Annotated in this window: 24 protein-coding genes; 9 read left to right on the forward strand and 15 right to left on the reverse strand. The window is 71.1% G+C overall.

What is annotated here, in order from left to right; translation table 11 throughout:
- Window positions 1–12: 12 nt before the first annotated feature.
- The 3 genes from FGM06_RS02350 to FGM06_RS02360 form a co-directional block, all read right to left on the reverse strand.
- Window positions 13–381 (reverse strand): GNAT family N-acetyltransferase, encoded by a 369-nt coding sequence (locus FGM06_RS02350; protein WP_144798501.1) that lies wholly within the window; start codon window positions 379–381, stop codon window positions 13–15.
- A 107-nt stretch (window positions 382–488) separates the two neighbouring features.
- Complete coding sequence (locus FGM06_RS02355) at window positions 489–1,880, reverse strand: DUF92 domain-containing protein (RefSeq protein ID WP_144797171.1); 1,392 nt, start codon at window positions 1,878–1,880, stop codon at window positions 489–491.
- A 269-nt stretch (window positions 1,881–2,149) separates the two neighbouring features.
- Complete coding sequence (locus FGM06_RS02360; protein ID WP_144797173.1) at window positions 2,150–2,929, reverse strand: HAD-IIA family hydrolase; 780 nt, start codon at window positions 2,927–2,929, stop codon at window positions 2,150–2,152.
- 140 nt (window positions 2,930–3,069) lie between these two features.
- Between FGM06_RS02360 and FGM06_RS02365 the strand changes: the two genes are divergently transcribed.
- Window positions 3,070–3,843, forward strand: a complete 774-nt coding sequence (locus FGM06_RS02365; RefSeq protein ID WP_144797175.1) for a GTP cyclohydrolase III — start codon at window positions 3,070–3,072, stop codon at window positions 3,841–3,843.
- Window positions 3,844–3,981: 138 nt separating this feature from the next.
- Window positions 3,982–4,218 carry a hypothetical protein gene (locus FGM06_RS02370; protein WP_094526024.1) on the forward strand — a complete coding sequence of 79 codons (237 nt, stop codon included), beginning with the start codon at window positions 3,982–3,984 and terminating at the stop codon, window positions 4,216–4,218.
- Window positions 4,219–4,347: 129 nt separating this feature from the next.
- Here the strand turns inward: FGM06_RS02370 and FGM06_RS02375 are convergent, their stop codons facing one another.
- A complete protein-coding gene (locus FGM06_RS02375; protein ID WP_144797177.1) occupies window positions 4,348–4,554 on the reverse strand; it encodes a hypothetical protein in 207 nt (68 codons plus the stop codon).
- Window positions 4,555–4,676: 122 nt separating this feature from the next.
- On the opposite strand from FGM06_RS02375, the gene FGM06_RS02380 reads away from it, so the two are divergent.
- Window positions 4,677–5,486 (forward strand): SDR family NAD(P)-dependent oxidoreductase, encoded by an 810-nt coding sequence (locus FGM06_RS02380; protein ID WP_186310947.1) that lies wholly within the window; start codon window positions 4,677–4,679, stop codon window positions 5,484–5,486.
- Here the strand turns inward: FGM06_RS02380 and FGM06_RS02385 are convergent.
- Window positions 5,473–6,072: a PadR family transcriptional regulator gene (locus FGM06_RS02385; protein WP_241662516.1), complete on the reverse strand. Its 600-nt coding sequence runs from the start codon at window positions 6,070–6,072 to the stop codon at window positions 5,473–5,475. The two genes, FGM06_RS02380 and FGM06_RS02385, sit on opposite strands and share 14 nt — an antisense overlap.
- Window positions 6,073–6,223: 151 nt before the next feature.
- On the opposite strand from FGM06_RS02385, the gene FGM06_RS02390 reads away from it, so the two are divergent.
- From FGM06_RS02390 to FGM06_RS02405, 4 genes are all read left to right on the forward strand, one after another.
- Complete coding sequence (locus FGM06_RS02390; protein ID WP_144797179.1) at window positions 6,224–7,822, forward strand: heme-binding protein; 1,599 nt, start codon at window positions 6,224–6,226, stop codon at window positions 7,820–7,822.
- A 66-nt stretch (window positions 7,823–7,888) separates the two neighbouring features.
- Window positions 7,889–8,353: a universal stress protein gene (locus FGM06_RS02395; RefSeq protein ID WP_144797181.1), complete on the forward strand. Its 465-nt coding sequence runs from the start codon at window positions 7,889–7,891 to the stop codon at window positions 8,351–8,353.
- 98 nt (window positions 8,354–8,451) lie between these two features.
- Window positions 8,452–9,744, forward strand: a complete 1,293-nt coding sequence (locus tag FGM06_RS02400; protein WP_144797183.1) for a DHH family phosphoesterase — start codon at window positions 8,452–8,454, stop codon at window positions 9,742–9,744.
- Window positions 9,745–9,810: 66 nt separating this feature from the next.
- Window positions 9,811–10,785: a carbohydrate kinase family protein gene (locus FGM06_RS02405; RefSeq protein WP_144797185.1), complete on the forward strand. Its 975-nt coding sequence runs from the start codon at window positions 9,811–9,813 to the stop codon at window positions 10,783–10,785.
- Between the two features lie 49 nt (window positions 10,786–10,834).
- Here the strand turns inward: FGM06_RS02405 and FGM06_RS02410 are convergent, their stop codons facing one another.
- Together FGM06_RS02410 and FGM06_RS02415 are read right to left on the reverse strand one after the other, a co-directional pair.
- Window positions 10,835–11,428 carry a DUF7411 family protein gene (locus tag FGM06_RS02410; protein ID WP_144797187.1) on the reverse strand — a complete coding sequence of 198 codons (594 nt, stop codon included), beginning with the start codon at window positions 11,426–11,428 and terminating at the stop codon, window positions 10,835–10,837.
- The gene (locus FGM06_RS02415) at window positions 11,429–11,779 is read right to left on the reverse strand and encodes a DNA-binding protein (RefSeq protein ID WP_144797189.1); all 351 of its coding nucleotides are present in this window, start codon (window positions 11,777–11,779) and stop codon (window positions 11,429–11,431) included.
- Window positions 11,780–11,929: 150 nt separating this feature from the next.
- Here FGM06_RS02415 and FGM06_RS02420 point away from each other — a divergent pair, with 150 nt between their 5' ends.
- Entirely contained in the window at window positions 11,930–13,036 is a 1,107-nt protein-coding gene (locus FGM06_RS02420; RefSeq protein ID WP_144797191.1) for a 60S ribosomal export protein NMD3, read from the forward strand.
- Window positions 13,037–13,180: 144 nt separating this feature from the next.
- Here FGM06_RS02420 and FGM06_RS02425 read toward each other — a convergent pair whose 3' ends face one another.
- The gene (locus FGM06_RS02425; RefSeq protein WP_094524231.1) at window positions 13,181–13,372 is read right to left on the reverse strand and encodes a UPF0175 family protein; all 192 of its coding nucleotides are present in this window, start codon (window positions 13,370–13,372) and stop codon (window positions 13,181–13,183) included.
- A gap of 316 nt (window positions 13,373–13,688) precedes the next feature.
- Window positions 13,689–15,584: a helicase C-terminal domain-containing protein gene (locus tag FGM06_RS02430; RefSeq protein ID WP_144797193.1), complete on the reverse strand. Its 1,896-nt coding sequence runs from the start codon at window positions 15,582–15,584 to the stop codon at window positions 13,689–13,691.
- A 105-nt stretch (window positions 15,585–15,689) separates the two neighbouring features.
- Between FGM06_RS02430 and FGM06_RS02435 the strand changes: the two genes are divergently transcribed.
- Entirely contained in the window at window positions 15,690–17,735 is a 2,046-nt protein-coding gene (locus tag FGM06_RS02435; protein ID WP_144797195.1) for an AMP-dependent synthetase/ligase, read from the forward strand.
- Window positions 17,736–17,756: 21 nt separating this feature from the next.
- Here FGM06_RS02435 and FGM06_RS02440 read toward each other — a convergent pair whose 3' ends face one another.
- The 6 genes from FGM06_RS02440 to sucC all read right to left on the reverse strand — a co-directional run bounded on the left by FGM06_RS02440 (window position 17,757) and on the right by sucC (window position 24,627).
- Window positions 17,757–17,948 (reverse strand): hypothetical protein, encoded by a 192-nt coding sequence (locus tag FGM06_RS02440; protein ID WP_144797197.1) that lies wholly within the window; start codon window positions 17,946–17,948, stop codon window positions 17,757–17,759.
- A gap of 89 nt (window positions 17,949–18,037) precedes the next feature.
- On the reverse strand, window positions 18,038–19,345 hold the full coding sequence (locus tag FGM06_RS02445) for a tRNA (N(6)-L-threonylcarbamoyladenosine(37)-C(2))-methylthiotransferase (protein ID WP_144797199.1): 1,308 nt from the start codon (window positions 19,343–19,345) through the stop codon (window positions 18,038–18,040).
- A 95-nt stretch (window positions 19,346–19,440) separates the two neighbouring features.
- Window positions 19,441–19,758: a helix-turn-helix domain-containing protein gene (locus FGM06_RS02450; RefSeq protein ID WP_144797201.1), complete on the reverse strand. Its 318-nt coding sequence runs from the start codon at window positions 19,756–19,758 to the stop codon at window positions 19,441–19,443.
- Between the two features lie 136 nt (window positions 19,759–19,894).
- Entirely contained in the window at window positions 19,895–22,516 is a 2,622-nt protein-coding gene (locus FGM06_RS02455) for a hybrid sensor histidine kinase/response regulator (protein ID WP_144797203.1), read from the reverse strand.
- Between the two features lie 99 nt (window positions 22,517–22,615).
- Window positions 22,616–23,485, reverse strand: a complete 870-nt coding sequence (gene sucD / locus FGM06_RS02460) for a succinate--CoA ligase subunit alpha (protein ID WP_144797205.1) — start codon at window positions 23,483–23,485, stop codon at window positions 22,616–22,618.
- Window positions 23,482–24,627: an ADP-forming succinate--CoA ligase subunit beta gene (sucC, locus tag FGM06_RS02465; protein ID WP_144797207.1), complete on the reverse strand. Its 1,146-nt coding sequence runs from the start codon at window positions 24,625–24,627 to the stop codon at window positions 23,482–23,484. The genes sucD and sucC overlap by 4 nt, the downstream gene beginning before the upstream one ends.
- Between the last annotated feature and the right edge of the window lie 13 nt (window positions 24,628–24,640).

Below are 24,640 nucleotides of genomic sequence, written 5' to 3' on the forward strand. Positions count from 1 at the left end.
GGGGCACCCCTCCTACTCCCGGCGCAACACGAGCGCGTCGCCGTCGGCGTAGGCGTCGGGGCGTCGATCGACGACCTCGAAGCCGAGCCCGTCGTACAGCGCGAGCGCCCCGTCGTTGTCGGGGTGCGCCTGCAGCGTTACGGGGCCGTCGGCGTCGGCGATGACGGCCGAGAGGAGGCCGCGGGCGCGCCCCTCGCGTCGGTGGTCCGGATCGACGACGAGCTCGGCGAGGTGGACGCCGGGCCGGTTCGGGGCGTCGACCGGCAGCAGGTAGCCGACGGTCCGCCCGTCCGCGACGCTCACGAGCGCCGATCCGACCGCGAGCCCGTACTCCAAGAGGTCCGGGTTCGGCTGCCGGAGAAACGACTGCAGCTCGCGGATCCGGTCGGCGTCGGGCGGACGAGCGGCGCGAACGCGCGGGTCGGGGGTGACGGCGTCCTCCTCGGACGGATCGGAACCCGACCCCTCGCCGTCGCGAGTGGGAGAGGTCACAGCGCCGTCACCCCGAGCGCGACCGCGACCGCCGCGCCCGACAGCGTCGCGAGGAAGTTCACGGTCTGGTTGCCGATCCGGTCGCCCTCGATCAGCGCGCCGAGGAGGCTGTCGACGGTCATGCCGGCGACGCCGGCGGCGACGACGATCCCGCCGCCGACGGCGAGGTCGCCGACGGGCATCCCGACCGCGGCGAGACTGGCGACGACGAGCGCGCCCGCGAAGCCGGCGAGCTCGCCCTGCCAGGTGATCGCGCCGTCGGTGCCGGGTTCGACCCTCTTGAGGGTCGTGACGAGCCGCGGCCCGTCGTACAGCCCGCCGATCTCCGAGGAGAGCGTGTCGGCCATCGCGGTGGCGGTCGCTCCCGCGAACGCGAACGCGAAGGGGGCCGGGGGGAGGGCGACGTGGGCGGTCGCGGCGTAGCCGACGAGCGCGACGAGCGCGACCGCGGAGTTCGCCAGCACGTTGCCGGTGCCGCGCGCGCCCTCGTTCTCTTGGGCGACGCCGCGGGCGGCCTTCTCGTCGAACCGGTACTTGGAGGCGAGGCCGCCGACGGCGTAGAAGGACATCAGCGTGAGGAACCAGCCGACGCCCCCGAGCACGACGGCGAGCAGCGCGGAGAGCACCCCGGTGAGCATGCCGGGGACCGAAGCGGTGCCGAGCGCGAAGGAGACGTAGCCGAGCGCGGCGGTCACGCCGAGCCCGAACGCGAGGAGGGGGACGGTGACCGTCGGGTCGAGCGCGAGGAACCCCCAGACCGCGAACGCGACGAGGATCACCGTGATGTGCGCGTCGCGGGCGAACACCAGCGACCGCACGAGCGCGGCGGTCAGCGCCGCCACGGACGCGAGGAAGACGAGGTCGGGGAGCGGGGCCGTCAGCGACGACGACGCTCCCGCGAGGTCGACGCTCGGAACGGCGGCCCCGCCGAGGGAGAAGCCGCCGTCGACGCCGAGGGCCGCCGTCTGGAGTCGAACCGCGACCTGTCCGGCGAGGGCCGCGAACGCGCCGACGGCGACGTAGCCGGCGACGAGCGGGAACTCGTCGCTCGTCGCCCGGCCGACGAGCTCTCGGCCCAGCCGTCCCCCGCCGACCGCGAGCGCCGCCGCGGCGAACGCCTCGTACGGGAGGGGGGCGCGGGGGAGCGAGGCGAACAGCGCGAGGCCGGCGGCGGCGACCGAGAAGGCGACGAGCCCGTAGAGCCGCTCCTCCTCCCGGTCGCCCGGCAGCGCGAGCGTCTCGAACCACTCGCCGTCGCGGATCCCGAAGAACGCGAGGCCGGCGACGGCGAGGAAGGGAACGACTGCGGCGTCGCCGAGGGTCGGCGCGAGGGCTGCGAGCGCGGCTACGGCGGCGAAGGTACTCGCGCGTCGGAGCCTCCGTATCACGGGTTCGGCTACCCGGGACGAGCACTTAACGGTCCCGACACCGGCCGGCGACCGCGGCGTCGGTCAGTACCGGTACTCGTTGAACTGGACCGCGTGTCCCTCGATCACGCGGACGGGACGCTCCGGGTCCTCGTCGTCGTCCCCGGTCGCCTCCTCGTGCGTGTCAACGCCACTCATACGAGGCAAAAAGCGACTGGTCGGTATAAGCGTTATCCACGGAGCGGAAGTAGTGGGACGGGAACGAGAGGAGGCTGATCAGCCGAGGCCGATCAGCCGAGGACCCGGTCGATGTCGCCGAGGTCGTCGAGCACGTAGTCGGGGGCGACGTCGGCGGCGGCGAGCCGGTCGTCGTCGGTCACGCCGGACCTGACGAGCACGGTCGTCATCCCCGCGCGCTCGCCGAGCGCGATGTCGGTGTTCAGCCGGTCGCCCACGACGAGGCACTCCTCGGGCGGGTAGGGGAGCCGCTCGCGGACCATCTCGATCGCGGTGTCCGAGGGCTTGCCGAGGACGACGTCGGGCTCGCGCTCGGCGACGCCGGCGATGGCGTTGATCACCGCGCCGGATCCGGGGACGTCGCGCTCGGGGGCCGGGATCACGACGTCGGGGTCGGTGCCGATGAAGGGGACGCCGCGCTCCAGCGTCCACAGCGCGGTACAGAGGTCCTCGTAGTCGAACCCGCGGGAGATCGAGGCGACGAGCGCGTCGGCGGCGTCGACGTCGTCGGTCGTCGAGAGCCCCGCCGCCGCGAACTGGTCGAGCAGACCGGGGTCGCCGATACACAGCAGGTCGTCATCGGCGTGGCGCTCCGCGAGGTATCGCGTCGTCACCGTCCCGGCCGTGAACACGCTGTCGACGTCGACGTCGTACCCCGCGGCGCCGAGCCGGTCCACGTACGCCGGCGGCGCCTTCGTCGGGTTGTTCGAGACGAACAGCGTCTCGATCCCGGCCTCTCGGAGCCGGCGGTAGCCGGCCGGCGCGCCCGGGATCGGATCGTCGCCTCGCACGACCGTGCCGTCCACGTCGAGGACGGCGCCGCTGAATGCCATGTCCCTCGTCGGGGCGCCACGGCCGTAGTGGTTGCGGGGCGGTCGCCGTTCCGCCGCCGCGTGGGTCCCAGATACGATACCGGTTCCAGCTTCGGGATAACGGAAGGGTAAAGCGGCGCGACTCCTTATCGGAGTCTACTGTGACGACGACCCAGGTGACCCTCGTCCAGATCGACAACTACGGGCCGTGGACGACGACACCGGAGCCGCGCCGGGAGATGGACCTCCAGACGCTCCAGTCGCGGCTGTTCGCCGACATCGCGCAGTTCGTCGGCCACCGCGACGCGTACGTCTTCTTCACGCGCTTCGACAACATGATCGCGGTGACGAACGGCGTGGACGGCGCGGCCCACGCGGCCCTCCAGGAGTCGATCGGGAACCGGTACCCGGTGAGCATCAGCCTCGGCACCGCGGTCGCCGAGCGACCGGTCGACGCGCTGGAGGCCGCGAACCGGCAGCTCCAGCTCGAAGGGAGCGCCCAGGACAAGGCCCGGACCGAGGTGCTCGCCGGCGAGTACCTCACGGAGACGACGAGATCGGACCTCCAGGTCGCGCACTTCGACGTCGTCAACGCGACCGGGAAGTACACCGATCGGCTCAACGAGTTCGACACGTTCATCAACATCGAACGGGCGTACGCCTCCCTCATGCGCTACCTCCGGGAGCGGCACGGCGCGCTCTCCTTCTTCGTCGGGGGCGACAACATCATCGCCGTCTGTCCGGACCTCCCCGAGCGCGCGTTCGCCGACGCGGTCGCGCACGTCGAAGACGACGTGGAGGTGGAGCTGCAGGTCGGCGTCGGCCGGGGCGCCTCCGCCCACGAGGCGGGGTTCGCCGCCAAACACGCGCTGGAGGACTGCCGCCACGACGGCACGAGCGTCGAGCTGTTCGGCGCCCCCGCCGCCAGCGACTGAGTCCGGATTCCGGCCCGCAACGACCGAGCCAGGATCCCGGCCCGCAACGACCGGATCGAAGCCCGCTACGGCGCTGTTATCTATACTGATAACCGCGGCTCCAGTTTTATATACGCCGGCCGGGAAGCCTCGCTCAACATGTCTGATGAGATAGTGTTCGTCTGCACGGCGGACGGCTGCGACGAGGGGCCGTGGGAGGGATCCCACGACGCGATGGCCCACTGCGCCGAACACCCCGACCACGGCTACACCGGACGGCCGCGGAGCGAGGTCGACGCCGACACCGTCATCCCGGCGACGGCGACGCGGAAGCGCGACAACCGGAACCTCCAGCACAAGGGCCACCCGAAGGGCGCGCTCGCGCGGAACGACTGAGCCGTTCCGAGAGCGGCGCACCGCCGACGCCCGCGTCCGTGGCCGTGACCAACAATCGACCGTCCACGGCCGACCGGTGGCGGTCGGCGGCCGCTCTTCTCCGCCGGGTCGTCCTCTCCCGCTCGCCGACTACGCCTCGTCGAACAGTCCGAGGTCCTCGGCGACGAGGTCGGCCAGCCGGTCTTTCAGCGCCGGGTCGACCTCCGCCACCTCCTCGCCGTCGTGTTTCCCGTCGTTGTGTTTCGCGAGCGTGTCGGCCACGTCGGAGAGCGGGACGCTGGTCTCCGTCTCGCACTCGGTGCACACGATCGGGACCGACGGTTCGTCGGATGACATACGTCGGGTAGTCGCGGGTCGGTGGTATATGCCTTCGGGAGCGCGGTCCGGGCCGCCCGCCGCGGACTCCGGGACCGACGCGAACCGCCAGCGTCACCAGCCCTCGGGTGCTACTGTTTCCCATGCGCGTCCTCGTGACCGGGGCGGCCGGCGGGATCGGCGGCGGCGTCGCGCGAACGCTCGCGGCGGCCGACCACGACGTGATCGGGCTCGACCGCGACGCGGACGGGCTGGCGGCCCTCCCCGAGGCCGCGGAGACGCACGCCTTGGATCTTCGCGACGGCGACGCGGTCGAGGCGCTCCTCGCGGACCGCGAACTCGACTGCCTCGTCTCCTGCGTCGGCGTGTACGAGATCGCGGCGGTGGAGGACACCACCGTCGACTCGTTCCGCCGCCAGCTCGACGCGAACCTGACCGCGGTCCACACCGTCGTCCGGGCCGCCCTCCCGTCGATCCGGGAGCGCGGCGGCCGGATCGTCCTGGTCGGATCGATGGTCGGGTCGACCGCGCTCCCGTACCACGGCGCCTACGGCGCCGCGAAGGCCGGGCTGCGCGGCTACGCCGACGCCCTCCGCCGCGAGGTCGAGCCCCGCGGCGCGACGGTCGCGTTCGTCGAGCCCGGCCCGGTTCCGACCGGGTTCAACGAGCGCGCCGCCGCGGGGGTCACCGAACGGAACGCGGACCCCGAGGGGCCCTACGCCGACGCCTACCGAGCGTTCGAGGGATACGCGCCCGCCGCGACCGACGTCGAGACGGTGGTCGAGCGCGTCGTCGAGGCAGCCACGACCGACGGTCCGCGGGCCGTCTACCGGGTGAGCCGCCGCGCGCGCTGGCTCCCGCGGCTGGCCGCGGTGCTCCCCGACCGGCTGTACGACCGCCTGATCCGGGCCGGATTGCCGGGGGGAATACTCGGGCGGCTCATCGATCGGTAGCGTCGCCGCCGTCGGGGGCCGCGTCCCCCTCGACGGTCCGGTCTCCGGTGGCCTCGTGCGGACCCTTCCCGTCCTCGCCCTCGGCCGCCTCCGCGTAGAACGCCTCCGGCGCGGCGTCGATCCGCTCGAACTCGCCGAAGTCGCGCTCGTGGTGGCGGATCGTCTGCTCGACGATCCACGCGCTGTAGCGCTCGGAGTACGCCCAGTCGCCGTCGGCGTCGTCGACGTCGAACCGGTCGTCGGTCGCGAGTGCGGCGTACAGGTGGTAGAAGCCGAGGACGACGTCGCCGAAGTCCTTCGCCTCCGCGCCGATCTCGCGGCGCTTCTCGGCCAGTTCCTCGCGGCCCGCGTCGGTGAGGGCGAAGTACTTCCGGTCGGGCTCGTCGGCGCGCTCGACGCGCTCGGCGACGCCCTCCTCCTCGAACTTGTAGAGGATGGGGTAGACGGAGCCGTACGAGGGCTCCCAGTGGCCGCCGCTGATCGCGGTGATCTCGCCTAACAGCTCGTATCCGTACCGCGGGCACTCGTCGAGCAGCTCCAACACGAGGTACGAGATAAGTCCCTTCGGCGGCCCGCTCTTGCGCATCGTCGACACGTTTCCGGGATCGTCGTGAAAGCGTTTCGGTCGCGACAACCGAGGACGCGCCGCCTCTCCGGTCCGTCGCCGGACCGCCCGGCTCCCGACCGTCGCGGCCGCGACCCGCAAGCCCCTAAGTAGCGGGGCCCCAAGCCGAGGTATGGTCGAGGCACCACAGACCGAGGAGGGGTGGTTCGCGCTGCACGACTTCCGGTCTATCGACTGGGACGCGTGGCGCGACGCCCCCGAGCGGGAGCGACGACGGGCGATCGAGGAGGGGAAGGCCTTCCTGAAACACCGCGAGCTCGTCGCCGACGCCGAGGAGGGCGACTCCGGGCTGTTCTCGGTGCTCGGGCACAAGGCCGACCTCCTGTTCGTCCACTTCCGGCCGACGCTCGACGACCTCTCGTCGATCGAGCGCCGGTTCGAGGACACCGCGCTCGCGAACTTCACCGAGCGGACCACCTCGTACGTCTCGGTCACCGAGGTCTCCGGCTACGTCTCCGACGCGTACTTCGAGGAGGGGCCCGAGGAGGTCGACGCCGGCCTCCGCCGGTACATCGAGGGGAAGCTGACCCCGGAGATCCCGGACGACGAGTACGTCTGCTTCTATCCGATGAGCAAGCGCCGCGGCGAGGAGTACAACTGGTACGACCTCTCCTTTTCGGACCGCGCGGAGCTCATGGCCGGCCACGGCGAGGTCGGCAAGGAGTACGCCGGGAAGATCAAGCAGGTGATCGCCTCCTCGGTCGGCCTCGACGACCACGAGTGGGGCGTCACGCTGTTCGGTTCGGACCCGACGGACATCAAGGACATCGTCTACGAGATGCGCTTCGACCCCGCCTCATCGCGGTACGGCGAGTTCGAGGAGTTCTACATCGGGCGGCGGTTCCCGCCGGCCGACCTCGGCGCGTACCTCGCGGGCGAGACGGTGCCCACGGGCGACGCCGACCGGGAGGGCGAGCACGGCCACGGCGAGGGGGGACACGGCGGCGCTCACGGCGAGAGCGACCATCACGGCGACGAGAGCCGCGGGAGCCGCGGCGGGGGCCACGACCACGCGAGCGCCGGCGGCGGCTCCGCGCACGGCGACCACCCGCACGGCGAGGAGGAACCGAGCGGCGAGGGCGATCACCCGCACGGCGATGAGGAGGCGGGCGGCGAGGGCGTCTCCGACGAGGAGATCCGCGGCGAGCTCGCTGACCTCGACATCTACGCCGGGAAGCCGCACGGCGAGGACGTGTACGCCACCGTGCTGTACAGCGAGGCCGACGTCGACGAGCTGTTCGACGAGGTCGAGGGGCTCCGCGGCAACTTCGACCACTACGGCACCCACGTGAAGACGGCCGTGTACGAGGGTCGCCACACCGACCGGTCCGCGGTCGTCTCCATCTGGGACACGGCCTCCGCCGCCGAGACCGCGGCCGGGTTCCTCTCGGAGCTCCCGGACGTCGTCGCCCGCGCCGGCGAGGAGTCCGGCTTCGGCACGATGGGGATGTTCTACACCGTCAAGCCGGACTACCGCGAGGAGTTCGGCGACACGTTCGACGAGGTCGGCGAGATCCTCGCGGAGATGGACGGCCACGTCGAGACCGACCTGATGAGCAACGTCGAGGACGAGAACGACATGTTCATCGCCAGCCAGTGGGAGGCGAAGGAGGACGCGATGACGTTCTTCGGCTCAGACGAGTTCCGCGAGACGGTCGAGTGGGGCCGCGAGGTGCTGGCCGACCGGCCGCGGCACGTCTTCCTCGCCTGATTCCGGGACGAACCGCCCCGCCGCCGACCGCCTGTTTTTAACTATCGCCTCGGCGAACGGAGTCGTATGTTCGACACGATCGTGGTCGCGACCGACGGCTCCGACAGCGTGCGGCGGGCCGTCGACGTCGCGGTCGACGTCGCCGCCCGATTCGAGGCCGAGGTCCACGCCGTCTACGTCGTCGACGAGGGAGAAGTCGAGTCCACGCCCGACGAGGTCCGCGAGGACCTCCGCGAGGCGCTCGACGACCACGGCGAGTCGGCGCTCGAACAGGTCGCCGACGCCGCGGCGGAGCGCGACCCCGGCATCGACGTCACGGTCGAGGTGCGCGAGGGGCGGCCGGCCGCCGAGATATCCGGGTACGCCCGCGACGTCGACGCCGACGTCGTCGCGATGGGGACGCGCGGGCGACACGGCGAGAACCGGTTCCTCATCGGCTCCGTCGCGGAGCGCGTCGTGCGGACCTGTCCGATCCCCGTGCTCACCGTCCGCCAGCTCACCGACGAGGACCCGCGGCGAACGACGATCTGAGGGACGCACGCGGCGGGACGGCGGCACGGGCGGACGAGGTGATCCGACGCGCACCCGGAGAACGGCGGAGTTTTCCCGCTCCCGCCCGGCCCGTCGGTATGGACGACGAGCTCATCGACGAGGCGGGGATCCCCCGCTCGCGGTACACGCGGCTGCCCGGCAAGGGCTTCTTCTACCCGGACTCGCTGGACGAGGAGCGCGCCGAGCGGCGGGCCAAGGAGGCGATCGAGGGGAGCGAGGCGGTCGTGATCGCCGACGGCGACGCCGACGGGCTCGCCTGCGCGGCGATGGTCCGGGAGGCGTACGACGCCGCCCTCGACGTCGCCGACTTCGAGGCCGCCATCGCGGCGCGGCTCGCGGAGGGGGACGACGGAGAGGAGGCGAGCGAAGACGCGGAGGAAGCGGGCGAAGACGCGGAGGGGGAGGTCACCGACGACGGCGACGATCCCACCGACGACGCTCACACGCGGTCACCGGTCGGGCTGGTCGCGGCGGGGCCGTACTCGCTCGACACCTCGCTCGAACGCGTGCTCGCGTACGCCGACGACGACGTCGACCTGTTCGTCTGCGACCTCTGTCCCGACGACTACGAGTGGATCGCGGAGCCGCTGGAGGCGCTCGCGGAGGAGACCGCCTCGATCCGCTGGTTCGACCACCACCAGTGGGACGAGGAGACGGCGGAAGCGGTCCGAGCGCTCGGCGTCGACCTCGTGATCGGCGAGTCCGACGAGGAGTGCACCGCCGACGTGGCGCTGCGCTCGCTCGACCACGCGTTCGACGACCGGTGGGCCGAGCTGGCGGCCGTGACGCGCGACCACGACCTCTGGATCAAGGAGGACCCGCGCTCGGACGACCTCGCCGACTACTCCTACTGGGCCGGGAGCGAGGAGTACGCGACGGTCGTCGGCGCGTACGGCGCCGACCTCCCGGAGACCGTCGAGGCGTTCGTCGCCGACCGCCGCGTCGAGAAGGAGGCGCGGATCGACGCCGCCGTCGACCGCGCGGTCACCCACGAGGTCGGCGCGTGGACCGTCGCGGTGACGTACGGGCGGTGTTCGCAGAACGAGGTCGCGGAGGCCCTCCGCGAGGCGGGCGCGGACGCCGCCGTGATCGTCAAGCCGGCCGGCTCTGCGTCGATCCGCGGCTCGGAGGCGTTCCGGCACGCCCACGAGGTCGCCGGGAAGGTGAACGGCGGCGGCCACCCGCAGGCCGCCGGCTGCAAGCCCGACATCTACGACGACATGCTCGATTACGCCCAGCACTGGACGACCGAAGGGCAGGCCTGCAAGCGGGTCATCCTCGCCGCGTTCGAGGCGGTCGCCGAGGAGGTCGCGGCGGCGGAGGGCGACGCGGACGGGCCCGACGCGGACGGAACTGACGCCGAAGAGTAGGGGTATCACCGAGCGAACAGGGGCGAACCGCACACTTTCATGTCGCCCGGCGACCCTGTCTCTCGCATGGCGGAGATCCTCGTGGCCGGCGAAACGCTGATCGACTTCCTCCCCGGGTCGGGGGAGACGCTCCGCGACGTGGACGGCTTCTCGCACCGACCGGGCGGCGCGCCGGCCAACGTCGCGGTCGGGCTCTCCCGGCTCGGCGCCCTGCCGGCGTTCTGGACTCGGCTCGGCGGCGATCCGTTCGGCGACTTCCTGCGCGAGACGCTCGTCGATGAGGGGGTGCCGGCGGCCGCGTTCGAGCGCGTCGACGGCAACACCACCCTCGCGGTCGTCTCGCCTCCCGGCGTCGACGGTCGGCGCTTCCGCTTTTACGGCTCCGGCGACGTCACGTTCGGCTTCGAGCCCGGTTCGATCCCGGAAGACGCGCTGGCGTCCGTCTCGTGGGTCCACCTCGGCGGCGTCGCCCTCACGCACCCGGACGGCCGGGAAGCGATGCGCGAGCTGGCCGCGGCGGCCGGCGAGAGCGACTGCACGGTGTCGTTCGACGTCAACTACCGCGAGGACCTCGTGCCGGACGGCGAGCGCGAGGCCGTCGTCGACGCGGTCCGCGGGATCGTCGCCGACAGCGACGTCGTCTTCGCCAGCGACGAGGACGTGGACGCGACGGGGCTCTCCTCGAAGGAGGGCGAGGCGCTCGGCCGCGACCTGCTGGAACTCGGCCCCCACACCGCCGTCGTAACGCTCGGAGAGTCCGGCGCGGTCGTCACGAGTTCGGCGGCGGCGCCGTGGGGCGAGCGGACCGCTCGCCACGCCGGCTTCGCGGTGGAGGCCGTCGACGCCACCGGCGCCGGCGACGCGTTCACCGCGGGGCTGATCGCGCGGCTCGCCGGGGAAGGCTCGGGGGGCGATGCCGACCTCGACGACGCGGTCGCGTTCGCCAACGCGACGGCCGCGCTCTCGGTTCGGGAACGTGGCGGGATGACGGCGGCCCCCTCGAAGGAGGGCGTGGAGTCGTTCCTCGGCGAACGTCGGTAGGGAGATCCGGTCGACTTCGGCGGAGAAACGACGCGAACGCGTCGCCGACCTAGTCGTTCCGGCCGTGGACGTACGTCTGGTCGTGGTCCGGGAACACGTCGTCGACGGTGGCCTCGCCGTGCTCCTCCGCGATGAGGGTCCGGAGCTCGTCCTCGTAGTCTGCCTTCGGCACCTCCTCGCTCGGCCCCTGCTGGACGTCGAACGTCTCCTCGACGAGCCGGTCGACGGCGTGGCGGCCGAACCCCGACAGCGGGGAGATGTAGTCGACGCCGTGGCGGTCCTCTAAGCTCTGCGCCTGCGCGCGAGAGACCGTCGGCACCCGGTCGTCACGGCGGGTGCCGTCGGCGATCGCGTCGACGTCGCGGCTCGCGATCGCCTCCAGGGCGTGCTCGTGGACGCGCTGAATCCCGTTTCGGGGGTAGCCGTCCTCGAGCATGGTCGCGGCCGCCTCCTCGGCGACCGCGCGGTCCAGTTCGACGCGCTCGAAGGGAAACCCGAGCTCCGCGGCCGCCCGCTCGGCGTGCTCCCAGTCGTCGGTGAGCCCGAAGCTGCCGGTGACGCAGCGCACGTCGTAGAACCGGTCGAGCAGGTGGGCGGCGAGCGAGGAGTCCTTCCCCCCGCTGTACAGGAGCGCGAGCTCCATCTATCGCCGCCTGATGTCGAAGCTCTGCTGATCGGGCTGCAGCTCCTTCAGGAGGTCGCGCATCTGGTCCTCGTCGATACGTCCCTGAATCCGACCGCTCTGGGCGAGCGCCGCGACCTGCTGTTTCACCTTCTCGCCGAACTCCGGCTTCGACATCTCGACCGCGTTGAGCCGCTGGCGCGCGCCGTCGGTCAGGTACTGCTTGAGGACGGCCTCCTGCTGGGCGTCGGCGCGCTCCTGCGCCTCGCGCTGGGCCTCGGCGTCGCCGCCGCCCTGCTGCTGCTCGCGGAGCTCCTCCATCTTCTTCTCTCGCAGTTCCTCCAGTCGTTCGTCGTCGGGGTTCTCGCTCATACGAGGGCCTTCACGGCCCGCGCGAAAAACGATTTCGGAGGCCGCGGTGGCGACCGCGGGGCGTCGGACGCCCCGAACGGCCGGCGGGGGAGGACCGCCCGCGCCGACGGTCCGCGCCGCTTAAACGGCTCCTCGGCGTAGCCGCGGGCAATGAGCGAGTCGCGGGAGTTCTGTCCGCGGTGCGGCGATCCGGTGCCGGAGCGGAGCGAGCCGCTCCCCGGCGAACCGCGCGGCCGAGACGCGCTGTTATGTGACGACTGTTACTTCGAGGACTTCGACCTCGTCGACGCCCCCGACCGGATCGAGGTGCTGGTCTGCTCCGGCTGCGGCGCGGTCCGGCGGGGCGAGTCGTGGCGCGACGTCGGCGCGCGCGACTACACCGACGTCGCCGTCGACGAGGTGGCGGAGGCGCTCGGCGTCCACGTCGACGCCACGGACGTCGAGTGGGGCGTCGAGCCCGAGCAGGTCGACGAGAACAACGTCCGGATGCACTGCCGCTTCTCGGGCGTCGTCCGCGGGACGCTCCGCTCCGCGGAGGTCACGGTCCCGGTGAAGATATCGCGCGGGACCTGCGACCGCTGCGGGCGGATCGCCGGCGGCTACTACGCCGGCACCGTGCAGGTGCGCGCGGACGAGCGCGACCTGACGCCGGAAGAGCGCGCCGAGGCGCTCGAGATCGCCGAGTCGTACGTCGCCGCCCAGGAGGCCGACGGCGACCGCGAGGCCTTCATCACGGAGGTGAAAGAGACCGACGACGGCCCGGACGTGAAGCTCTCCTCGAACCGGCTCGCCCAGAACGTCGCGACGCGCGTCACCGACGCGCTCGGCGGGAGCTTCGAGTCGTATCCGACGCTCGTCACCGAGGACGGCGACGGCAACGAGGTGTACCGGGTGACGTTCGCGGTCCGGCTCCCGCGGTACGCCGAGGGCGAGATTATCGACCCCGAGGACGGCGACGGTCCCGTGCTCGTCACGGGCGTCTCCGGCCGGCTGCAGGGGGTCCGTCTCGCGACGGGCGAGGCGTACACCTCGGAGTTCGAGGACGCCGAGGCGCCGGACGCGACGCGGCTCGGAACGCGTGACGACGCAGCGGAGACGACGGTCGTGACGGTCGAAGACGAGAACGCGATTCAGGTGCTCGACCCGGTCACCTACGAGGCGAAGACGGTCCCGAACCCCGACTTCGTCGACGGCGACGCCGACAGCGTGCTGGCGTTCGAACACGAGGGCGACGTGCACCTCGTCCCGGACGAGTAGGGCGTCGTCGCGGAGAGGTCGGTCCGGGCGCCGTCGCGGAGGGACGCGATCTCGGCCCCCGACGGTCGCGACGCTGTGCGTGACGGTACGCGAGGAAACGGCGGCGGGGACGGTCCGCCGTCGAGGTGAGGGAGGCGGTCGCGTTCAGTCGGCGCGAGCGGTCGACTCGTTTCCGAGGGCGGCGGCGCGCTCGGACTCGGTCACGTCGATGCCGCGGCGCTCGAGCTGTTCGACGAACTCGGCCTCGCTGAGGCCCGCCTGTGCGGCCGCCTGAGAGAGTGTCAGCGTTCGCGCACCGTACAGCGTCAGCGCACTCGAGAGGCCCTTCGTTGCCATACCTACAGTAGACCCGTGTAGGTTTATGAAGGTTACTAATTGATTGAGGTTCCTGATACACCTTATACGATATATATTGACGATCGATCAGACCGGCGGCGTATAATCACTACCGAGGACGGCCCGCAGGAATTATGCCGCTCTGCGGTGCAGGTGGGGTATGAACAGACAACAGATATTCGCGCTGTTCTTCGCGTTCCTCATGGTGAGCTCCATGGCCGCCTGGGGAATCTCGCTGATTTAAGCGGGGATCGCGCGATCCGACGGCCTCGTATCCGGCGCCGCTCGGCGGCGAAACGCGGCTCGAACCTCCGCCTCAGCCGTCGCCCCAGACGTCGGAGAGCGGGTGATCCCGACGCTCCTCCGCGTCCGCCTCGGAGCGCGTGCGCGTCGTCTCACCCCTGTCGCCGGACGCGCTGGCCTCACCCGACGGTCCCGCCCCCGAGCCACCGCTCCGTGATCTCCCGGTCCCGTCGGGTCCGTCGCCGTCGACGCCACCCGTTCGGCTCCGCCCCGCTCGGGAGGGGCCGGACGGCTCGGCGTCGATGCCGGCGAGCGCGGCGGCGGGGTCGAAGTCGGGCAGGTCGGGGGTCGTCATCGCGTCGATCTGATCCTGGAACCACGGCGGCGTGTCGGCCGCGGCGCGGTCGAAGAGGTCCAACAGGGAGTCGTCCGCGAGGTACGTCGCGCCGTAGTCGTCGGGCGCGCGGACGACGCGGCCGCACGCCTGGATGACGGTCCGCAGCGCGGTGCGGTGGTACCACGCCCACTGGTCGTCGGCGAGCCGGCGTGCGACGCGGGAGTCGTTCGTGTTGCGGTACGGCGCCTTACACACCACCTGCCAGCGACAGAGGTCGCCTTTCAGGTCCAGCGCCTCCTCCATCTTCACCGAAACGAACACCTCGGGATCGTCGCTCGCCTTCCACGCCGACAGCTCGGCGTCGCGGTTCTCCCGGCCGTGACGCCGGACCCGCGCGGCGACACCGAACTCGCCCAGCAGTTCGGTGATCCGACCGGCGATGTCGTAGGAGTGCGCGTGGATCAGCCCCTTCTCGTTCGGGTGTTCGGCCATCAGCCGGACGATCAGGCGAGCGATCTTCGGCACCGTCTCGTCGCGGTGCTCGTAGGTCATCGACCCCCGCGTCACGTCGTACAGCGGGCGGTGCTCCAGCGGGAAGGTGTGCTCGACGTCGACGAGGGCGACGTTCGCCGGGTCGAGCCCGATCCCGCGGCAGAACGCCTCCTTCGAGAGGATGGTGGCGGACAGCAGCGCGAACCGGTTCCCGCGGTCCCACACGGTGTGCCGGAGGTAGCGTGCCGGGTCGAGCGGCTTGATCGCGAGCGGCGACCCCTCTCCGCCGGACTGGTCGACGACCCACGTCGTCGGCGAGTCGAGGTCGCGGTAGTCCTCGAGGAACCAGCCGAGTTCGCTTATGAGCTCCCCGAGGCGGTCGCGGCGCGCGACCTCCTCGCGGTCGAGCTCGGGCCGGCCCGTCAGCTCGTCTTTCGCGCGCTTCGCGACGTCGCGGAGGGAGGCGACGAAGCGGGCGGTGCGGTCGAGCGCGTCCTCCTCCGGACCCGCGTCGGCTTCCACGTCCGGGACGCTCACGTCGTCCCAGACGGGGACGCGCCCGGGCGAGAGCTCGATCGTCGCGTACATCTCCGCCCACTCGGCGAGCCCGTGCGCCTCGTCGATCACGACGACGTCGCGCTTGCGGAACACCTCGGAGCCCGCGGTGCGCATGAAGTAGGCCAACGTCAACGCGGCGTACCGGTTCCCGGAGGCGATCGCGCGGTCGGAGAAGTACGGGCACCGGTGTTTCACGGAGCAGTCGAACCCCTGCTGGCGGACGCAGGGCGCGCGGTTGACCGGCGTGTCGTGCTCGCCGGGGAGGATGCAGTCGTAGTTCGACTTCCCGCGGATCACCGCCAGGTCGTCGAGGAGGTCGTCCGCCTCGACGTCGTCGATCTGCGACACCTGCGGCGTCGTGTAGTAGGCGCCCGTCGCCTCGCTCGGCGACGTCTCCTCGACGGTGGCGGCCGCGCCCATCACGGCCCGCGCGAGCAGCGACTTCCCGCTCCCCGTCGGCGCGCGCACGAGGACGACCTCGTTGCCGGCGGCGAACGCGTCGCGGATGTCGGCGAGCGCCCGCTCCTGCGCGCCGCGGAAGCTCGGGGCGGGGAACTCGGCGGGGATCCGGTCGGGGTCCACAGGGGTCCCTCGCTCCCTCTCGGGATTAAACCCTCGCGTTCCGACCGGTCTGGTAAACTCAAAACTACCCAATTGTTTATACTGTTCGGGCGGGTCGAAGGCGGTATGCACTGGCAGGAGGCGGAACGTGAGTTCGCGGACGACGTCGTCGCCCGGGAGACGCTCCCGCGCACGTTCGAGCGGTCGGCCGAGCGCAACGCCGATCGGGTCGCCCAGCGGTACAAGGGGGGGATCTACGACCGCTCGCTGGTGACCGAGGGCGTCGTCCCGGCGGCGCCCGACGGCGAGTACGCCGACGTCACCTACGCCGAGATGCGCGGCGTCGTGCGGCGCCTGGCCGCGGGGTTCCGCGAGGTCGGCGTCGACGGCGACGCCCGCGTCGCTCTCTACGCGGAGACGCGGATGGAGTGGGCCCAGACCGACTTCGCGGCGCTGGCCGCGGGCGCGGTCGTGACGACCGTCTACGCCTCCTCGTCGCCGGATCAGGTCCGGTACCTGCTGGAGGACCCGGGCGCGACCGTCGTCGTCGTCGAGGACTGCGACCTCGTGGACGAGGTGCTGGCCGTCGCCGGCGACCTCTCGCACGACCTCGACGCGATCGTCTCGTTCGACGACGTGGAGACGACCGAGCTGGATTTGGACGACTCCTCACTCTCCGCCGACGACGTGTACACCCTCGGCGAGCTCCACGCGCTCGGCGCGGAGGCGTTCGACGCGGACGCCTACGAGGGGTGGCTCGACGCGGTCGACGTCGGCGACCTCGCCAGTCTCATCTACACCTCCGGGACGACGGGGAAGCCGAAGGGTGTCCGACTCACGCACGCGAACTTCCGGGACAACGTCACGCAGTGTTACCGCCGCTTCGCGGACCGCCCGGACCGCGACCCCGACGTGCCGGGGATCTCGGCCGAGTCGACGACGCTCTCCTTCCTCCCGCTCGCGCACGTCTTCGAGCGCATGGCGGGCCACTACATGATGTTCGCGGCGGGCGCGACGGTCGGCTACGCCGAGAGCCCGGACACCCTCCGCGAGGACTTCGGGCTCGTGCGGCCGACGACGACCACGAGCGTCCCGCGCGTCTACGAGAAGCTGTACGACGCGATCCGCGAGCAGGCCGGCGAGTCGCCGGTGAAAGAGCGGATCTTCGAGTGGGCGGTCGAGGTGGGGCGAGCCCATCACGGGGCGGACGACCCCGGCGTCCTGCTCGACGCGAAACGCGCGGTCGCCGACCGGCTCGTCTTCTCGTCGGTCCGGGAGGCGATCGGCGGCAACGTCGACTTCTTCATCTCTGGCGGCGGGTCGCTGTCGGCCGAGCTGTGCGCGCTGTACCACGCGATGGACCTCCCGATATTGGAGGGGTACGGGCTCACGGAGACGTCGCCGGTGATCAGCGTCAACCCTCCAGAGGCGCCGAAGGTCGGCACTATCGGCCCGCCGGTCGTCGACACCGAGATCGCGATCGACGGCGGGGTCGTCGGCGAGGCGGCCGACGACCTCGACGGCGACGTCGGAGAGCTGCTCGTTCGCGGCCCGCAGGTGACCGACGGCTACTGGAACCGACCGGAGGCGACCGCCGAGGCGTTCACCGAGGCCGACAGCCTCCCGGCGGACGCGACCGTCGCGGGCACGCCCCCCGAGGAGCGCGACGGCGACCCGGACGCGCCGTGGTTCCGCACGGGCGACATCGTCCAGCTCCGACCGGACGGGTACGTGGCCTTCCGTGAGCGCGCCAAGCGGCTGCTCGTGCTCTCGACCGGCAAGAACGTCGCTCCGGGGCCGATCGAGGACCGGTTCGCCGCGAACGAGTTCGTCGAGCAGTGCGTCGTGCTCGGCGACGGCCGGAAGTTCGTCTCCGCGCTCATCGTCCCGAACTTCGAGAAAGTGGAGTCGTGGGCGGAGACGCGCGGGGTCGACCTGCCTGACGATCGTGCGGCGGTCTGCCGGGACGACCGCGTTCGCGAGCGGATTCAGGAGGAGGTCGACCGCGTGAACGCCTCGTTCGAGCCGTACGAGAAGATCAAGCGGTTCCGACTCGTCGAGGAGGAGTTCTCCGAGGAGAACGACCTGCTCACGCCGACGATGAAGAAGAAGCGGCGGAACATCTTGGACCGCTTCGCCGACGAGATCGAGATGATCTACAAGGAGTCGTAGGCGGGATATCCCGCAGACCGGCTACGCCCTCCACAGCTCGGTGCTCGCCAGACAGTACATGAATCCGATCCAGCCGAAGAGCAGTCCCAAAATAATAACCAGGAAATCGGCCAGCTTGGTGCCGACGACGAGGTCGTACCCGATGCCGACGGTCAGGAGAACCAACGAGACGGCCAACAGCAGGTGACAACGCCGTTCGGCCTTTCGTTTCATATATCTAACACTCAGGAGAGGCATAAATAGGTTCGGCCGGCGTACCGCCTCCGTCGCCGACGCGATCCGGCGTAACCCGCGGCGGTCGCCTACGCCGACGACGCGGTCGACTCGGCGGGGTCGTCGCCCTCGACGGGCTCGCGCTTTTCGACGGGATCACCGAACGCGTACACGGTGTTGTGGCCAGTCACCTCGACCGTCAGGAAGTCGCCCACGTCGACGCCGCGCTCGGTCGCGTTCTGTACGATGATCTGGCGGTACGCGTTGTCGCGGCACTTCACGGAGTCGCCGGTGCCCTCCTCGACGACAAGCACCTCGTAGCGCTCGCCGACCATCGACTCGTACGCCTCGCCGACGACCTCCATCTTCAGCTCCGACATCGCCTTCGAGCGCTCCTTCTTGACGGTCCCGCCGAGCCCCTTCATCTCGGCCGCGTCGGTGCCGGGGCGCTTCGAGAAGCGGGTGACGTTGATCTTCTCCGGGCGGACCTCCGCGAGGAGATCCATCGACAGCTCGTGGTCGGCGTCGGTCTCGGTCGGGAAGCCGACGATGAAGTCGGTCGAGAGCGTCCAGTGGTCGAGCCGGTCGTCGAACGTCGCCACGACCTCGCGGAACTTGTCGACGCGGTGCTGCCGGCGCATCTCTTCAAGGACGTCGTCGGAGCCGGACTGGACCGGCGCGTGGATGAAGTCGTACAGCTCCTCGTTCTCGGCGAACACGTCGGCGAGCTCCTCGTGGATCCCGTGGATGCCGCCGGGGTTCGCCATCCCGAGCCGGACCCGGAACTCGCCGTCGATGTCGCAGATGCGGTCGAGCAGCTCGGGGAGCTTCCGCTCGCCGTCGTCCCAGCCGTAGACGCCGGTGTCCTGCCCCGTGACGCGGATCTCCTTCGCGCCGGCGTGGACCAGCGCGCGGGCCTTCTCGACGTTCTCCTCGACCGGCGGGGAGTCGACTCGCCCGGTCGCGAACTTCGTGATGCAGTACGAGCAGTTGCTCATGCAGCCGCGGGCGATGGGGAGGAGCCCGACGACGCCGTCGAGGACCGGTTCGGCGTCGGGGGTGGTCGTCGGGCACTCGCCGTTGAGCGCGTACGTCGGCACCTCGTCCCAGTGGAGGATCTCGGCGTCGACGCCGGCCTCGCGGAAGGCATCGCCCTGTGCAAGCGCCATGCAGCCGGTGACGACGAGGTCGGCCGTCGTCTCCTCGAGCTCCTCGGCGCGGCGGAGCATGTTCCGCTCCGTCTTCTCGACGACCGTGCAGGTGTTGAGGATGGCGACGTCGGCGTCCTCCGGCCCGTCGGCCGGGCGGTGACCGCCGTCGCGGAGCGCGCGCTCTATCTCCCGGCTCTCACCCCGGTTCGAACTGCAGCCGTAGGTTTCGATGTGGTACGTCGCCATCGAGTGGGCCCACTACCGGTCCCGCGGGCAAAAGCGCGACGGATCGGGGGCAGCGAGAAGGAAGTCCTCGTCCGGGTCGCCGGAGACGACCGCCGTCAGTCCTCGGCGACCGCGGTCGCCGTGGGCGTCTCCGCGTCGGGCTCGGAGGCGGCTTCCGGCTCGGCCGCCTCCGAGCGTTCCGACTCGGGGACCGGCGCGTACACCGACCGGCGGGCGTCGCGGGGGCAGAGGCCCTCCTCGACGAGCCCGACCTCGGTGAGCTTCTCGATCGCGAACCGCACGGTCCGGGTGGAGAGGCGGGTCTCCTCGGCGAGCCCGGTCTGGTCGAACCGGCCCTCCTCGTCGAGAACGTAGTAGACCAGTTTGGCGCTCGGCGGGAGCGGCTCGAGCAGCTCGCGGGCACTGTCGTCCATACGTAACGCACACGGGCGAGTCGGTCATAATCGTGGCCCGGGTGTGTGCCCCGGCCGCACAGCTCCCCGTCGTTTTATATATGATAGGAGAACGACGCGGTGGTCGAGCGGATGCGCGGTCGGCGGCGGGCTCCTCTTACCCGTCCGTGCGGAACTCGAACCGCGCGCCGTCGGCGTCGTCGATCGAGAGCGTCCACCCGTGTGCGGCCGCGATCTCGCGGACGATCGCGAGCCCGAAGCCGGTCCCGTGCGGGTCGTTGGAGACCCCGTACTCGACCGCCTCGTCGGGATCGACGTCGAACCCCTCGCCGTCGTCGGCGACGTAGAACCCGTCCGCGAGCGCCCCGACCGTGACGGTGACGCCGGGACCGGTGTCGGTCGAGCCGTGCTCCATACTATTCGTGAACAGGTTCTCCAACAGCGTGCGGAGGCGCTCCGGGTCGGCGTCCACCGCGACCGCCTCGTCGGGCGCGTCCAGCGTCGCGCCCGCGGTGTCGACCGTGCGCCACGCCTCCGCCGCCGCCTCGGCGAGGTCGACCGACTCCAGCTCGTCGACCGTCTGCCCCTGTCGCGCCAGCGCGAGGAGGTCGTCGATGAGCTCCTCCATCCGTTCGTGGGCGTCGGCGACCCGGTCGAGCTCGGCGAGCGCGTCCGCGCCGTCGACGAGTCCGCGCGCGATCTCGAGCCGTCCGGCCGCGACGTTGAGCGGGTTCCGGAGGTCGTGGGAGACGAGCCCGGCGAACTTCTCCAGGCGATCGATCTCGCGCTGGAGCGCGGCGTCGCGGGTCCGGAGCTGCGCCGTTCGCTCGGCGCCGTCGAGCGCGACGGTGACGTTCGCGGCGAGCACTCGGGCCAGCTGGATCGCCGTGTCGTCGAAGAACCCCGGTTCGCGGGAGCCGAGCGGCATCACGCCGTGGTCGCCGAGCGGGACGACGAGCAGGCTCCGCAGGTCGCCGTAGCCGACGACGGTGTCGACGGCGTCGAGGTCGTCGACGACGATCGGCTCGCCGCGCTCGAACGCCTCCCAGATCCGGCCGTCGCCCGGTCCGAACGCGGGGCGCTCGCCGAGCGCGGCGGTCGCCTCCCAGCTGATCGCGGTCGGCAACAGCTCTCCCGCGTCGGGGTCGTACAGCCGGACCGCGCTGTTCGGGAACTCCAGGATGTCGATGGCCGCGCGCGTCGCGAGCGCGGCGATCTCCTCGCGACCCTCCCCGCGGAACATCTCGCGGGTCGTCTCGTGGAGGTTCCGGAGGGTCCGCTCGACCCGCTTCTGCTCGCCGATGTCCGCGTAGATGCTGTAGATGACCGTCTCGTCGCGGCGCCGCACGGGGATCACGTGCAGGATGAAGTCCCGGAGTCCCTCGGTCGTCCGGCGGCGCACCTCGAGGCTGGGCGTCTCCTCCGCTTCGAGGACCGTCCCGGGATCGTGTCGGTCCGCGCCCTCCGGGATGATCGCGTCCCGTATCTCGCAGTAGCCGTGATCGGCCGCCGAGTAGCCGAACGTCCGTTCGAACGCCTCGTTCGTGGCGTCGAGGCGGCGATCGCCGTCGCCCAGCGCCACCGTCCTGACGGCCGGCAGCGGGAGGTCGTCGAACAGCGCCGTCAGCCGGTCCCGCTCGGCCCGGAGCGCGTTCTCCGTCTCGATCTGTTCGATCGCGTCGGCGGCGTGGGCGGCCAGCAGCTCCGCGAACTCGGCGTCCCCCTCGTCGAACGCGGCGTAGCCGTCGGAGACGGCCTGCAACACGCCGTACGACCCGATCGGAACGCTGATCGCCGAGCGGATGTCGTCGGCGACCGGGTCGGCGACCGCGCTGCCGTCGGCCTGTTCGACGTCGACGGTCCGGTCGGCGTCGGCCGGAGCGGCGTCGGCGATCGGAGCGGCGTCGGCCGGAGCGGCGTCGTCGGTCCGATCGGCACCGCCGACCCGCTCGCCGCTCGCACGGCGTCCGGCGCCCGGCAGGTCGCAGTTCTCCGGGTCCTCCAGCTGGTCCGGGTCGGCCGGGTCGACGCTGATCTCGTCGACGACCATCGTCCGTCCCTCGGCCGCCGTGGTGCCGACGACCCCCTCACCGAGCTCGAACGCGCGGACCTCGTCGTCCGTGACGCTCTCCGAGAGCGCCGCGGGGACGAGCATGCCGTCCCGGCGTCGGGCCGTGACGCACCGGTCGAACTCGAGGATGCCCTCCGCGGCGGCGACGGTCCGCTCGAACACGTCGGCGACGCGCTCGCAGGCGGCGACCTCCGTCGCGAACTCGTGGAGCGCGGTCACCTTCGCGTTCACCTCGCGGAGGTCCCGCTCGACCCGTCGGCGCTCCAGCGCGTTCCTGACGCTGTTCGCGAGCATCTCGTACCGGTCCCGACCGGAGCCCTTCTGGAGGTAGTCAGTCACGCCGGCGGAGATCGCCTCGCTGGCGATCTCCTCGGAGCCCTTCCCGGTGAACAGCACGAACGGGATCCCGGGGTCGACCGCGCGGACGTCGGTGAGCAGTTCGAGCCCGTCGCTTCCGGGCATGTCGAAGTCGCTGACGACGCAGTCGACGCGGTCCGTCTCGACCGCCGCGAGCGCGTCCTCCGGAGTGGTGTACGTCACCGTCTCGATCCCGTCGAGCAGCCGCTCGACGTGGATCGCCGCGAGGTCGGCGGCGCCGGGCTCGTCGTCGACGAAGAGCACCCGGCGCGGCCCCCCGCCGGCCGGATCCGATCCGCGGAAGGCGTCGGCGGCGGGGCCGTCGCCGGCGTCTCCGGGAGCGGTGTCCATGGGTACCCCTCACACCACCGGTAATTTTAGCTTACGCTCCGATGGTCAAGACTGAGAACCGGAGCGACGGCGATCGGGGGCGGTCCGCCCCGGCGTCGCCTACAGGAAGTCCTCGACGTGGTCTGCGACCTCCTCGGGGGTGTCGCCGACGGGGACGCCCGCGTCGTTGAGCGCGTCGATCTTCGACTGCGCCGTGCCCGTGCCGGAGCCGGAGACGATGGCGCCCGCGTGGCCCATCCGCTTGCCCGGCGGCGCCGTGCGCCCGGCGATGAAGCCGGCGACCGGCGTGTCCATGTGTTCGCCGATGAAGCGGGCGGCCTGCTCCTCGTCCTCCCCGCCGATCTCGCCGCACATCACGACGGCGTCGGTCTCGCTGTCGGCCTCGAACGCCTCCAAGGCGTCGATGAAGGAGGTCCCGATGATCGGGTCGCCGCCGATCCCGATGGCGGTCGTCTGGCCGATCCCGCGCTCGGTGAGGTTGTCGACGACCTGGTACGTCAGGGTGCCGGAGCGGGAGACGAGCCCCACGTTGCCGTCGGCGAAGATGTTCCCCGGCAGGATGCCGAGCTTCGCCTCGCCGGGCGTGATGATCCCCGGACAGTTCGGGCCGAGCAGCCGCGTGTCGACCTCGCTCAGGCGCTTGTTCACCTTCGCCATGTCCTGGGTCGGGATCCCCTCGGTGATCGCGACGGCCAGGTCGAGGTCGGTGTCGAGCGCCTCGAAGATCGCGTCGCCCGCGAACGCCGGCGGGACGAAGACGACGGACGCGTCAGCGTCCTCCTCCTCGACGGCCTCGTCGACGGTGTCGTACACCGGGACGCCGGCGACCTCCTGGCCGCCTTTGCCGGGCACCGCGCCGGCGACGACGTTGGTGCCGTACTCGATCATCTGGCCGGCGTGGAACTTCCCTTCCCCACCGGTGATCCCCTGTACAACCACCCTGGTGTCGTCGTCGACGAAAATGCTCATTGGGTCACCTCCTCCGCGTTCTTCACCGCGCGCTGGACCGCCGCTTCCAGCGTCTCCTCGACCTCGATCAGGTCGGTGTTCAGGATCTCCATCCCCTCCTCGGCGTTGGTGCCGGCGAGCCGGACGACGACCGGCTTCGGGATCTCGTCGAACTCCGCGAGCGCCTCGTTGATCCCCTTGGCGACCTCGTCGCCGCGGGTGATCCCGCCGAAGATGTTGAACACGACACTGTCGACGTTGGGGTCGGAAAAGACCATGTCGAGCGCCTTCGTGACGCGCTCGGCCTTCGCGCCGCCGCCGATGTCGAGGAAGTTGGCGGGCTTCCCGCCGTAGTAGTCGACCAGGTCGAGCGTCGTCATCACGAGCCCGGCGCCGTTGCCGATGATGCCGACGTTGCCCGAGAGGCGGACGTAGTCGAAGCCGTACTCGCCGGCCTTCCGCTCTAAGTCGTCCTCGTAGGACGCCTCGGCCATCTCCGCGAGGTCGGGCTGGCGGAACAGCGCGTCCTCGTCGATGTTCATCACGGCGTCGGCCGCGACCACGTCGCGGTCGCCGGTGATCATGACCGGGTTGACCTCGATCTCGGAGGCGTCGTTCGCCTCGTAGAGGTCGTACAGCGTCGAGAGGATCGACGCGACGTCGAGCGCGACGTCGGCGTCGACGCCGGCCTCGTAGACGACCTTGCGGGCCTGGTACGGGTGGAGGCCGAACGCGGGGTCGACGTGCTCGCGCGCGATGGCGTCGGGGTTCTCCTCGGCGACCTCCTCGATGTTCACGCCGCCCTCGGTCGACACCATCAGGACCGGCTCGCCCGCACCGCGGTCCATCGTGACGCCGACGTACAGCTCGTCCACGAAGTCGACGCCGGCCTCGACGAGCACGGAGTCGACGGTGTACCCCTTGAGGTCCATCCCGAGGATCTCCTCGGCGTACTGCTCGGCCTCCTCGCGGTCGGTCGCGATCTTGATCCCGCCGGCCTTGCCGCGGCCGCCGACGTGGACCTGCGCCTTGATCGCGGCCGGATAGCCGATCTCGTCGACGGCGTCGAGCGCCTCGTCGACGGTCGTCGCGAGCCGGGAGTCCGGGACCGGGATCCCGGCGTCCGCGAAGATAGTCTTCGCCTGATGTTCGTGTAGCTTCATCCGTCTCGAAGGG

The sequence above is a fragment of the Halorubrum depositum genome, assembly GCF_007671725.1.
Taxonomy (GTDB): Archaea; Halobacteriota; Halobacteria; order Halobacteriales; family Haloferacaceae; genus Halorubrum; species Halorubrum depositum.

Coding starts and splice junctions, on each gene's coding strand:
- FGM06_RS02360 (WP_144797173.1), bottom strand. CDS start 2,929: ATGGCATTCAGCGGCGCCGTCCTCGACGTGGACGGCACGGTCGTGCGA.
- FGM06_RS02370 (WP_094526024.1), top strand. CDS start 3,982: ATGTCTGATGAGATAGTGTTCGTCTGCACGGCGGACGGCTGCGACGAG.
- FGM06_RS02375 (WP_144797177.1), bottom strand. CDS start 4,554: ATGTCATCCGACGAACCGTCGGTCCCGATCGTGTGCACCGAGTGCGAG.
- FGM06_RS02380 (WP_186310947.1), top strand. CDS start 4,677: ATGCGCGTCCTCGTGACCGGGGCGGCCGGCGGGATCGGCGGCGGCGTC.
- FGM06_RS02385 (WP_241662516.1), bottom strand. CDS start 6,072: ATGCGCAAGAGCGGGCCGCCGAAGGGACTTATCTCGTACCTCGTGTTG.
- FGM06_RS02390 (WP_144797179.1), top strand. CDS start 6,224: ATGGTCGAGGCACCACAGACCGAGGAGGGGTGGTTCGCGCTGCACGAC.
- FGM06_RS02395 (WP_144797181.1), top strand. CDS start 7,889: ATGTTCGACACGATCGTGGTCGCGACCGACGGCTCCGACAGCGTGCGG.
- FGM06_RS02400 (WP_144797183.1), top strand. CDS start 8,452: ATGGACGACGAGCTCATCGACGAGGCGGGGATCCCCCGCTCGCGGTAC.
- FGM06_RS02405 (WP_144797185.1), top strand. CDS start 9,811: ATGGCGGAGATCCTCGTGGCCGGCGAAACGCTGATCGACTTCCTCCCC.
- FGM06_RS02410 (WP_144797187.1), bottom strand. CDS start 11,428: ATGGAGCTCGCGCTCCTGTACAGCGGGGGGAAGGACTCCTCGCTCGCC.
- FGM06_RS02415 (WP_144797189.1), bottom strand. CDS start 11,779: ATGAGCGAGAACCCCGACGACGAACGACTGGAGGAACTGCGAGAGAAG.
- FGM06_RS02420 (WP_144797191.1), top strand. CDS start 11,930: ATGAGCGAGTCGCGGGAGTTCTGTCCGCGGTGCGGCGATCCGGTGCCG.
- FGM06_RS02425 (WP_094524231.1), bottom strand. CDS start 13,372: ATGGCAACGAAGGGCCTCTCGAGTGCGCTGACGCTGTACGGTGCGCGA.
- FGM06_RS02435 (WP_144797195.1), top strand. CDS start 15,690: ATGCACTGGCAGGAGGCGGAACGTGAGTTCGCGGACGACGTCGTCGCC.
- FGM06_RS02440 (WP_144797197.1), bottom strand. CDS start 17,948: ATGAAACGAAAGGCCGAACGGCGTTGTCACCTGCTGTTGGCCGTCTCG.
- FGM06_RS02445 (WP_144797199.1), bottom strand. CDS start 19,345: ATGGCGACGTACCACATCGAAACCTACGGCTGCAGTTCGAACCGGGGT.
- FGM06_RS02450 (WP_144797201.1), bottom strand. CDS start 19,758: ATGGACGACAGTGCCCGCGAGCTGCTCGAGCCGCTCCCGCCGAGCGCC.
- FGM06_RS02455 (WP_144797203.1), bottom strand. CDS start 22,516: ATGGACACCGCTCCCGGAGACGCCGGCGACGGCCCCGCCGCCGACGCC.
- sucD (WP_144797205.1), bottom strand. CDS start 23,485: ATGAGCATTTTCGTCGACGACGACACCAGGGTGGTTGTACAGGGGATC.
- sucC (WP_144797207.1), bottom strand. CDS start 24,627: ATGAAGCTACACGAACATCAGGCGAAGACTATCTTCGCGGACGCCGGG.